Annotated in this window: 11 protein-coding genes and 1 tRNA gene; all 12 read left to right on the forward strand. The window is 36.4% G+C overall.

What is annotated here, in order from left to right; all coding sequences use genetic code 11:
• Window positions 1–49: 49 nt before the first annotated feature.
• Window positions 50–1,618 (forward strand): DUF87 domain-containing protein, encoded by a 1,569-nt coding sequence (locus KY055_02000; GenBank protein ID MBZ1345387.1) that lies wholly within the window; start codon window positions 50–52, stop codon window positions 1,616–1,618.
• Window positions 1,619–1,654: 36 nt separating this feature from the next.
• Window positions 1,655–2,353, forward strand: coding sequence for a TraM recognition domain-containing protein (locus KY055_02005; GenBank protein ID MBZ1345388.1), 699 nt, complete (start codon window positions 1,655–1,657; stop codon window positions 2,351–2,353).
• A gap of 30 nt (window positions 2,354–2,383) precedes the next feature.
• A tRNA-Glu gene (locus KY055_02010) sits at window positions 2,384–2,458 on the forward strand.
• Between the two features lie 466 nt (window positions 2,459–2,924).
• Window positions 2,925–3,098: a hypothetical protein gene (locus tag KY055_02015; GenBank protein ID MBZ1345389.1), complete on the forward strand. Its 174-nt coding sequence runs from the start codon at window positions 2,925–2,927 to the stop codon at window positions 3,096–3,098.
• Between the two features lie 91 nt (window positions 3,099–3,189).
• The gene (locus KY055_02020) at window positions 3,190–3,738 is read left to right on the forward strand and encodes a small multi-drug export protein (GenBank protein MBZ1345390.1); all 549 of its coding nucleotides are present in this window, start codon (window positions 3,190–3,192) and stop codon (window positions 3,736–3,738) included.
• Between the two features lie 122 nt (window positions 3,739–3,860).
• Entirely contained in the window at window positions 3,861–4,322 is a 462-nt protein-coding gene (gene greA / locus KY055_02025; protein ID MBZ1345391.1) for a transcription elongation factor GreA, read from the forward strand.
• A 162-nt stretch (window positions 4,323–4,484) separates the two neighbouring features.
• Window positions 4,485–4,712 carry a hypothetical protein gene (locus tag KY055_02030; protein MBZ1345392.1) on the forward strand — a complete coding sequence of 76 codons (228 nt, stop codon included), beginning with the start codon at window positions 4,485–4,487 and terminating at the stop codon, window positions 4,710–4,712.
• A 19-nt stretch (window positions 4,713–4,731) separates the two neighbouring features.
• The gene (locus tag KY055_02035) at window positions 4,732–5,250 is read left to right on the forward strand and encodes a PH domain-containing protein (protein MBZ1345393.1); all 519 of its coding nucleotides are present in this window, start codon (window positions 4,732–4,734) and stop codon (window positions 5,248–5,250) included.
• Window positions 5,250–7,988, forward strand: a complete 2,739-nt coding sequence (locus tag KY055_02040; GenBank protein MBZ1345394.1) for an HAD-IC family P-type ATPase — start codon at window positions 5,250–5,252, stop codon at window positions 7,986–7,988. The genes KY055_02035 and KY055_02040 overlap by 1 nt, the downstream gene beginning before the upstream one ends.
• A 66-nt stretch (window positions 7,989–8,054) precedes the next feature.
• A complete protein-coding gene (locus tag KY055_02045) occupies window positions 8,055–8,873 on the forward strand; it encodes a metallophosphoesterase (GenBank protein ID MBZ1345395.1) in 819 nt (272 codons plus the stop codon).
• Window positions 8,874–8,966: 93 nt separating this feature from the next.
• Window positions 8,967–9,593, forward strand: coding sequence for an ATP-dependent Clp protease proteolytic subunit (locus KY055_02050; GenBank protein ID MBZ1345396.1), 627 nt, complete (start codon window positions 8,967–8,969; stop codon window positions 9,591–9,593).
• 173 nt (window positions 9,594–9,766) lie between these two features.
• Complete coding sequence (locus KY055_02055; protein MBZ1345397.1) at window positions 9,767–10,228, forward strand: NfeD family protein; 462 nt, start codon at window positions 9,767–9,769, stop codon at window positions 10,226–10,228.
• Window positions 10,229–10,492: the final 264 nt, after the last annotated feature.

Genomic DNA, 10,492 nt, shown 5'->3' on the forward strand with positions numbered 1-10,492 from the left:
ATATAAACAATTTAAGATTTAATCAAATTTAAAGTAAAAACATAAAATTATGGTAATTTTTTATCCATTGATTACCATCCTGATTTTAATTATCCTGGGATTTTTGTTTTTTTTCTTATTTAAAAAAATAAAAAAGGGTCAAATTTTGAGCAGTTTGGAAATGGTTCTTTTTTCAATAATAATGCCAAGATATGAGTTAAAAAAAGAAGAACAAAGGCCGAGGGAAGAAAAAGCAGTCATCAGCCAAATGGAACAGATTTACGTCAATTTTCTTTATTTGAGAAAACTCGGTTTTTTTGAAAGAATTTTTAGGAGTTCTCCTAAAATTGCCCTGGAAATCGCCTCTCAATTGGGCGAAAAAGATATTTCTTTTTATGTTGCCGTACCCCGCTATTTGGAAAACGCTTTTGAAAAATATATTAATGGCGTTTATCCCCGGGCTTTGGTTGAAAAAATTCCCGGAGATTATACTATTTTTGAACCGGGCGGAGTGACCAATGGCTCTTATTTAAAATTAAAAGAGCCGGCTATTTTTCCGATTAGTACTTATCAAAACTTAGAGAAAGACCCTTTATCAACCATTACCAATGCTTTAACTAAAATTGAAGCGGATGAGGGAGCAGCCATTCAAATAATTATCAAACCGACGAAAACTTTAAAAAAAACCGGCAATAAAATTTTAAATAAAATCAAAGAGGGCAAGTCAATTGAGACCGCTCTTTTAGAGGCCTCCCGTTTGCCGATTTTTGAATTTTTTTTGGATTTAATTAATGTTTTTATTTCAAAGCCAAAAGAAAAAAAAGAAGGAATAATGGAAGACAAAAAAGTTGATGAAAAAGTTATTCAGGCAATCCAACAAAAAATTCAAAAACCTGTTTTTGAAGCCAATATCCGGCTGGTAACTTCAGCTCAAACCAAAGAGAGGGCTGAAGAAATTTTAGAACATTTACAAGGCGCTTTTAATCAGTTTTCTCTTTTTGGAATGAATAGCTTTGAACCGAAAAGAATTAAGACCAAAAATTTAAAAAAATTCGTTTTTGATTTCAGTTTCCGCAATTTTAATCCCGCTCAAAAAAATATCTTAAATATTGAAGAATTGGCCAGTATTTATCATTTTCCAAGTTCCCAGACCGAGACCCCGCATCTTAAAATGGCAAAAAGCGGTTTTGCTCCTCCTCCGGTTGAACTGCCGGAAAAGGGAGTAAATTTAATCGGCAAAATTACCTTTCGGGGAGAAGAAAAAAAAGTTTATTTTGCTTCCCGAGATGACAGAAGAAGGCATTCTTATATTATCGGTCAAACCGGTACCGGTAAATCAACTTTATTAAGAGAGATGATTCGCCAAGACATTGAATCCGGTCAGGGGGTAGGGGTAATTGACCCTCACGGCGAGTTAATTGAAGCGACTTTAGCCAATATTCCAGAAGAAAGAATAGAAGATGTCATTTTATTTGAGCCCTTTGATTTTCAAAGACCGATGGGATTGAATATGCTTGAATACGACAGCCCGGAGCAAAAGGACTTTGCCGTTCAAGAAATGATTGCCATTTTCTATAAACTTTTTCCGCCGGAATTTATGGGTCCGATGTTTGAACACTATATGAGAAATGCCATGTGAAAATGGCAGCAAACGACCGGTCAAACCAAATCAGACATGCTGACTTACGTCATCTCAAAAATCGGCCGTTTTGTTTATAATGAAATGATGAGGAATATTATCGGTCAATCGGCTTCCGGTTTCAATTTAGAACAAATTATGAATGAAGGTAAAATTTTTCTGGCTAATCTTTCCAAGGGCTTAACCGGCGAAGTAAACAGTTCTTTATTGGGTTTGATTTTGGTTTCCAAAATGCAAATGGCGGCAATGAAAAGAGCCAAAATGCCGGAAGACCAAAGAAAGGACTTTTATCTTTACGTTGATGAATTTCAAAACTTTACCACCGATTCCGTTGTCACCATTTTATCGGAAGCCAGAAAATACCGGCTCAATTTGATTTTAGCCCATCAATACATTCCCCAATTAAAAGAAGAGATTAGAAATGCGGTTTTGGGCAATGTTGGAACGATTGCCGCTTTCAGAATCGGGGCCGATGACGCTGAATTTTTAGAAAAACAATTTGAACCAGAATTTTCCCGTTTTGATTTGGTTAATTTAGACAACTTTAATTTGATAATCAAGATGTTAATCAATAATAAAGTTTGTTCTCCTTTTCGTTTTCAAACCGTTTATCCGCAAAAAGGAAAACCGGAAATCGTTGACCTTATTAAAGAAATAACAAAGTTAAAATACGGCAGGGCAAGAGAAATAGTTGAGTTGGAAATTATAGAGAGGTCAAAACTCGGCAACATTTAAAAATTTTATTGAAAAATAGTTTTTTGGCATGCCGCCTTCGTCTAGGGGCTTAGGACATCTGCTTCTCAGGCAGAAGATTCGCGGGTTCGAATCCCGCAGGCGGCACAAAAGGATAGGGCTAAATTCAAGAAATTATTCCCTGTTGCCAACATTTTAAAATTAGTTGTGGATAATTATCTTTACAATGGTGGTAAATATATGATAAAATAATCTGTAAGAATTGCCAGCGTTGTTTACACTTTCGCTCGGCAGAAATGTTTCGGTTGACACGCAGTCGGCTAAAGGTTAAAGAAAGGTTTGTCTCCGCCGCTGCTATTTCTCGCCAAGCCGCCGAATATCAAATTGAACGCAAAACAAATCTCGGGCTTGGCTGCGAAGTGTCAACCTCAACAATTCCGCCTCGCTTCTTAATTGAAGCTCAATGTAAATAACACGCCGGTTTCTTACAAATAATCATATATCTCCGAGCTTTTGCGAAGCGAAGTAAAAGCAAAAATGAAGATGAGGGTTTGACCCCATTAAGTTAAAATTAAAGGTCGAAATACGATTGGATTAAAAACATTAAAAATTTATGAATAAAAAAATCATAATTGGACTAATTGTCTTGCTTGTTATTGTTCTAATATTTGTTTTAATGGGAAGAAGAGAGATAGAAGCGCCGATAATAGAAGAGCCGATAATAGAAGAGCCGATAATAGAAGTGCCGATAATAGAAGAGCCGATAATACCGGTGCCAACGCCATAAACCTGGAATAAAAAATAAAAACCCTGTTATTTTTTTAACGGGGTTTTTATTTTTTAAAAAAGCGGTATAATAAAAAATTAAGAGCGTTTCTATGAATTTTAATATCGGAATTGAAGAATTAAACACTTTTTTAATTGCCATGACCCCGATTGGTGGGTTGCAAGCCGCTCTGCCGATTGCTCTTACCGTTTATAATTTATCCATTTTATCCGCTTATTTTTTTTCGGTTTTGGGAAGCTTAGTTCCGCCGATTTTTATTTTATTGACCATCGGGGCTTTTTCTCAATATCTTTCTCAAAAGTCCTTTTTCTTTAACCGATTTTTTCAATGGCTTTTTAACAAAACCCGGACCAATCATCAAAAAAAAATAGAAAAATGGAAAGAATGGACTTTAATGATATTTGTGGTCGTTACCGGCGCCTGGACCGGAAGTTTAATTGCTTTTGTTTTTAACATGCCGACAAAAAGAGCCCTTCTTTTCATTACCCTGGGGGTAATGATCGCCGGAATTATTGTTACAATATTTACTTTAACCGGTCTTTTGCTTTATCTTCATTTTGGCTGGCAAATCTTTTTGGGATTATTATTTTTAATTGGCTTAATTTTATGGTATTTTAAATTTAAGAAAAAAAGTCGATGAAGTTTGCCCCCTTCGGGGTTTGCCTTCATCTCCGCCCCTTCGCTGTGACGCTCGGGTAGTCGATGAAGTTTGCCCCCTTCGGGGTTTGCCTTCATCTCCGCCCATCGCCGGGGCTCGGGAATATGAAGTATTTTACCAAAAAGGGATTGGAAAAATTAAAAAAGGAATTAGATTATTCAAAAAAAGTAAAAAGAAAAGAAATTGCCGAAAGAATAAGAGAGGCGGCTTCTTTTGGCGATAGGTCAGAAAACTTTGCCTATCAACAGGCAAAAGAAGACCAAGCCTTTTTAGAAGGCAGGATTTTGGAATTGGAAAACATAATTCGTCAGGCAAAGATAATTGAAAAGAAAGATGTTGAAAATATTAAAGAGGTTCAAATTGGTTCTTTTATTGCGGTTAATTCCGGCAATAATGAAAGAAAAGAATTTCAAATTGTCGGCCCCGAAGAAGCCAATCCTTTTGAAGGGAAAATTTCTTTTCAGTCACCTTTGGGGAAATCTCTTTTAGGGAAAAGAGTAGGCCAAGAAATAGGGGTTGAGACGCCGGCCGGTAAAGTTAAATATGAAATTTTAAAAATAGATTGAAATTTGCTTTTTTTTTTTTGGATAAGAGTAAAATTAATATAGCCCTGAATAATAAAAATTAAATCAGGCTGAATTAAGTGAAATCAGAGGGTTGTTTGGCTCAAGCCTGGAGCAGCGCTTTTTACCCTGAGTTAATTTCAAAAATCTTTAAAATACAATAATATGGAACAAATCGTTATTCCTCCCATTATTTCAACAATTTTGCCGGTTGCTTTTTTAATATCTCTTGTTTTAGGAATAATCATCAGTATTATTTTTAATTATCATTGGACCCGTTATGGAATTGGTCAAGAAAAAATCAAAAAAGTACGGAAAATATTTTTCGGAGTTTCTTTTATTTTTTTAACCGTAATGATTGTTTCAATAATAATTTACTTTTCGCTTTCATAGCCAATGAAAGCTCGTGTTTATGATTCAACTTTTTGAGGGAGAAAAAATAATTTTGGAAAGAAGAAGGCATTGGTACGTTATTTTTATTGAAGGGCTGATTATTTTTGTTTTGGCCATTCTGCCGTTTTTTATTTTTTTAATAGGAGGGGTTTTTCCCCAGTTGGGGCAATTGCTTTTCGGTCAACTGAAAATGATAATGGCTGTTTTGTTTTTTTTATGTCTTTGGTGGCAGTGGCTTTGGATAATATTTTTTATTTTTTGGACCAACTATTACCTGGACGTCATTATTGTTACCGATAAACGAATTATTGATATTGAACAAAAGGGACTATTTAACCGTGAGCAGGTCATAGTTCATCTCAAAAATATTCAGGATATAAAAGTGGAAGTTTTTGGGATATTGGCAAGCTTGCTCAAATTCGGAAACTTGCATATTCAAACCGCCGGGGCGACAAAAGAGGTTTTAATCAAAAAAATACCAAAACCCCATGAGATTAAAAACACCATTTCAGAGATTATCGTCCAAAATTATCCTTAATGAAAAACAATTTATTTCATTCAAAATCAATTGAAAAAACTCTAGAAGAACTTTCTTCTCATCCGGAAGGATTGACTTTGGAAGAAGTCAAAAACCGTTGGCAAAAATTCGGCCCCAATGAAATACCGGAAAAAGGGGCGCCGCACCCAGTTTTTATTTTTTTTAGGCAGTTTCGCTCTTTTTTAATATATATTCTTATTGGAGCAGCCCTTTTTTCCTTTTTTACCGGCCATATATTTGATGTTTCTATAATTTTGGCCGTTCTTTTATTTAATGCGGTTATGGGCTTTGTCCAGGAGCATAAAGCAGAAAGAGCAATTCGTGCCCTTAAAAAGATTGTTGTTGATTTTACTAATGTTATTAGGGAGGGGGAGTTGTTGAAAATTCCGACTAAGGACTTAGTTCCCGGGGACATTATTTTATTGGAACAAGGAGATAGAATTCCGGCTGACGCCAGATTGTTAGAATTAAAAAATTTTAGAACCATAGAGTCGGCCTTAACTGGCGAGTCCTTGCCGACAGATAAGAACCCTGAAGAATTACCGGAAAAAACACCCTTGGCTGACCAGAAAAATATGGTTTGGCTGGGAACCTTTGTTGCCTCAGGTCAGGCAAAAGCAGTAGTTATAGCAACCGGATTAAAGACTGCCTTGGGTCAAATCGCTCAAAGTTTAGAAGAAATTAAGCCCCTAAAAACTCATTTCAAAATAAAAACCGACTTATTCGCAAAACAAATGGCCGGAATTGCTTTTACTAGCGCGACCATTGTCTTTCTTATTGGATTTATTGTCAAACATCTTGAGTTTGAAGAGACCTTTAGGTTTGCCGTGGCTTCTTTGGTTTCAGGAATCCCTGAAGGACTGCCAGCTGCTTTAGTTATTGTTTTGGCTGTTGGAGCCCGTCGTATGGCAAAAAGAAAGGCCATTATCAGAAACCTTCAAGCGACTGAAACGGCTGGCGTGATAAACGTCATTGCCACTGATAAAACCGGAACCCTTACCCAAAATACGATGGATGTAGAAAAGATAATTTTATTAGAACAAGAAGAAATTACGGTTTCCGGGGAAGGTTGGAGCCCAAAGGGTCAATTTTTCCAAAAAGGAAAAGTTATTTTCCCCTTAGAAAATCCTCAATTACGAAAACTTTTGCATATTGCTTGTATTTGGAACAACGCCAAATTAATAAAAGAAGATAATAAAAAAAACATTTACAAAATTATCGGCGACCCAACTGAAGCAGCTCAAGTTGTTTTAGCCGAGAAAGCCGGCCTTAAAAAAGAAACATTGCTGGGAAAAGAAAAAAAGATAGATGATTTGCCCTTTAATCAGGAATTAAAATACGGCGCTTCGTTGATTGAGCGAAGCGAAGAAGAAAAGATAATCAAGAAGGAAGTTTATGTTTCCGGCGCTCCTGAAACCATATTAAAATTTTCTGTTTTGGGAGTTGGCGAGGTCGAAGAAGATAAATCTTCTTCTTCCCCCTTCGCTACGGCTCGGGTAAAAGAGGAAATGTTAAAAAAAGTAGATGATTTGGCAAAAGAGGGCTTGAGGGTTATTGGATTGGCTTACAAAACCGTTCCTTTGGAAACAGAAAAACTGACCGAGGACCTAATCAAAGACCTGGTTTTTGCCGGAATGGTCGGAATGGAAGATCCGCCCAGGCCCGAAGTAAAAGAAGCCATTGCCAAGGCAAAAACAGCCGGAATAAGAGTTCTTATGAAAACCGGTGACCATAAGGAGACTGCTTTGGCTATTGCTAAAAACATTGGAATGGTTGACGAAAAAGCAGAAGCCCTAACCCAAATGGATTTAGAAGAGTTGTCTGAAAAGGAGTTTGATGAAGCGGTTAAGAATGTTTCAATTTTTGCCCGTTTAACGCCGCAAATGAAATTAAAAATTTTAGAAAGTTTGCAAAAACAGGGCTATGTTGTGGCTATGACCGGAGACGGCGTAAATGACGCCCCGGCTTTAAAAAAGGCCGATATCGGCATTGCTATGGGCCAGATTGGCACCGATGTTGCCAGAGAAAGTAGTTCTGTGGTTCTGGCCGACGATAATTTCGCCTCTATTGTCAATGCTATTGAAGAAGGAAGAACGGTTTTTACCAATGTTAAACAAGTAAGTTTGTTTTTAATCACCACTAATTTTGCCGAAGTCGCGACTTTAGTCCTTTCTTTAATTATTGGCGTTTACTTATGGGGAGAGACCGTTTTGATTATTTTGCCAGCCGCTATTTTATTTCTTAATATGGTTACTGGTGGTTTTACTGTTGCTCCTTTAGCTACAGAGCCACGCCATGAAAACGTTTTAAACAGGCCCCCGAGAAAAAAAGAGGAAAACATTTTGTCTAAGGACGTTCTGCCGTTTTTGGCTTTAATGATTGTGATTATGACTGTTCTTACTATTTTTGTGTTTAATGTTTTTATAGAGCAAGGTTCTTTGGGAAAAGCCAGAGCCGGGGCTTTTGCCGTCATGGCCCTGACTCAATTATTTAATGTGCTTAATATGAGGTCTCTTTCTCAGTCCATTTTTAAAATAGGGTTCTTTTCTAATAAATTCATAATGGCTGGAATGACAGCTTCTGTTTTAGCGATATTAGGAGCTCTCTTTGTCCAAAGAATAGCTGAAAGATTTGGCTTTGAGCCCCTGTTTGTTTCAGAATTTTTAATCATAGCCCTGTTTTCCTCTTTGGTTTTGTGGGGCGGAGAATTATATAAATGGTGGCGTCGAAGAGGATGAAATCCTCTTCTTCACCTTCGCCCCGCCCTGCAGGGCTCGGTCGTCGAAGAAAAATTAAAACCTAAAATGAATAAAATAATTCTAATAATATTTTTACCCCTATTTTTGGTTTTTGGTTATTACATTTTATTTTTTGAGCCAAATAATATTCAAATTGAAAAACAGGTTATTGCTATTGAAAATTTACCCCAGAGATTTGACGGAGTAAAAATTGTTCAGCTTTCAGATTTTCATTCTTTATGGTTTGGCAGCCGAGAAAAAAAGGTTTTAGAAATGCTTGAAAAATTGAACCCGGATTTTGTTTTTATTACCGGTGACTTTGTTGACCCAATCACAAAAGCGATAACTGATAGAAAGTTAAATTCGGTCAAAATTTTTTGGCAGAAATTAGGAGAAAAATACGAAAATCGGATATTCGGAGTTTTGGGTAATCACGATACTAAATTTGTAAAAAATTATCTAATAGAAAGCGGAATCACTATTTTAGACAACGAAAACAAAAAACTAATTCTTAATAATGAACACATTTATTTAGTCGGAGTAGATGATCCCTGGACCCGTCGCGCCAATTTGTCAAAAGCAATGGAAGGGATTGAAAATGAAGGGCCAAAGATATTATTAGCTCACGCGGCAGAGATAATCAATGAAGCGGTAAAAGAAAAAATAGATTTGGTCTTGGTTGGTCATACTCACGGCGGCCAAGTTAATATTCCGATTGTCGGTAGATTAATCCAGCCCCTTTCAAAATATGGTCGGAAATATACTAGCGGGCTTTTTAGAATAGAAGACACTTATTTATATGTTAACCGAGGGATTGGCACCTCTATTTTACCAATCAGATTTAATTGTCCGCCTGAAATTACTTTGATTGAATTAAAAAAATGAACAAAGGAATGATTTTAGCAACAATTTTTTTAGTGTTCGGTTTTTTGTTAACCCCTTTTTTGGAAACTAATTTAGCTTTGGCGAAAATTTCTAATGGGGTTTATTATAGCTGAAATTGACGGAGAAATTAAAGCCGGGACTCTGCAATATTTAAAAAGAGTAGTTAGGGAAGCGGAAAAAGCCGAAGCCGAATATTTAATAATTAAATTAGATACTCCCGGCGGGCTTTTAAAGTCAACCAGGGACATTATTAATTTACTTTTAGAAACTAAGGTTAAAACCGTTGTCTTTGTCCATAAAGAAGGCGGCTGGGCTTATTCAGCCGGCACCTTTATTTTGCTGGCAGCAGATTACGCTGTAGTTCATCCCGAGGCCTCAATTGGCGCGGCTGAACCCCGAATAATGGCCGGGGAAGTGATGGAGGCCGACCCAAAAGTGGTAGAAGGAATGGCTTCCTGGATAAAAAGTTTGGCTGAAAGAAATCAGAGAAATCCAGAGATAGCTGAGAAATTTGTCAGGGAGAATTTAACTTTAACCGGCAAAGAAGCAAAAGAAGTAGGAGTTATTGATGAAACAGCTAGAAATTTAGATGAACTTTTTTTGAAACTGGAAATTTCCGAGCCAAAAATAACCGAAATTCAACCAACTCCAATTGAAAGATTCTTTGACCTTCTCTCCCACCCCTATTTAATTTCTTTATTTCCTCTGAGCCAAAAATAACCGAAATTCAACCAACTCCAATTGAAAGATTCTTTGACCTTCTCTCCCACCCCTATTTAATTTCTTTATTTTTAACTTTAGGCGGCTTGGGCTTAATTTTTGCCTTCCGGACAGGTGAGTTTGAATTAACCGGAATTTTGGGCCTGCTTTTTCTCTTAATTGGCCTCTGGGGTATGGGAATAATTCAATTCTCAATTTTTGGCATTTTATTAATTTTATTAGGCCTTTTTCTTTTAATCATGGAAATTTTTCAGCCCGGTTTTGGAATTTTCGGCGGTCTGGGAATAATTTTTCTGCTTTTGGGAGTTTTTACTTTTGAAGCCGAACCATTTTTAAGTCCTCAAATTTTTGATGCAACAACAATGATGGTCTTGGGCGCGCTTTTGAGTATTGGAATTCTTTTTGTTATCATCAGCAGGGAAGTGGTTAAAGATTTAAGAACAAAACCTAAAACCGGGCCCGAAGCCTTAATTGGACTTGAGGCTGAAGTTATCAAAGAACTCAACCCCATTGGCCAAGTAATGTTAAGAAATGAAATCTGGCAGGCTGAAAGTGCTGACGGAAAAACCATCCCCGAAAAATCAAAAGTTAAAATAGTAAAAATTGAAGGCAACACCCTCTTTGTGGAGAAATAAAGAAACCATCGTTGGCAATTTTTATTGAAATTTTTAGGCAAAATTGTTGATGTAAATAAATCTATAAAAGAAAAAATTTGGAAAGAACTCTGGGGAAGAAAGAATCGGAATGGAGCAGTTATGTTTTGATATTATATTGTCGAAATAGAAAAAACCTGACATTTCTAAATCCTCTTTACATACAGTGCGCGAGACTTGACAAAAAATAATAAAATGATATTCTAAATTAAGAAAAGGTCAATAATTATTTAAATACAAATAAAT

The organism is Candidatus Nealsonbacteria bacterium (assembly GCA_019923625.1).
Taxonomy (GTDB): domain Bacteria; phylum Patescibacteriota; class Minisyncoccia; order Minisyncoccales; family RBG-13-42-11; genus JAHXGN01.